This is a genomic window from Chryseobacterium sp. SIMBA_038 (assembly GCF_046535115.1).
Lineage (GTDB): Bacteria > Bacteroidota > Bacteroidia > Flavobacteriales > Weeksellaceae > Chryseobacterium.
Genome location: NZ_JAWRXH010000259.1, coordinates 1 through 260, shown reverse-complemented (window position 1 = coordinate 260; position 260 = coordinate 1). Strand labels below are relative to the sequence as shown.

The 260-nt window shown below is 41.2% G+C and carries 1 protein-coding gene; it reads right to left on the bottom strand.

Going from position 1 to position 260, the window contains the following annotated elements:
* Positions 1–260, bottom strand: a 260-nt coding sequence (locus tag SB689_RS23470) for a beta-ketoacyl synthase N-terminal-like domain-containing protein (RefSeq protein WP_410694453.1), incomplete at both ends; no start/stop codon positions are given.

The following is a 260-nucleotide window of genomic DNA, read 5'->3' as shown; positions in this document are numbered from 1 at the left end:
ATTAGCTTGGCTCCCATCATAATGGCGTTTGCTGCAGATGAGCAAGCCGTACTGATGGTAGAAACCATGCCTTTTAATCCCAAATGATCAGCAATAACCAATGAGGAATTTCCGGCATCATGAGCGTCAATGTATTTTTGCTTTTCAGGAAAGTCTTCGTAGGAGTAGAAATATTTTTCAGTAATATCCATTCCTCCCACACTGGTAGAAGAGATAAGCCCCGTTCTGTATTCATTAATGTCTGAAATTCCGGCACTTTC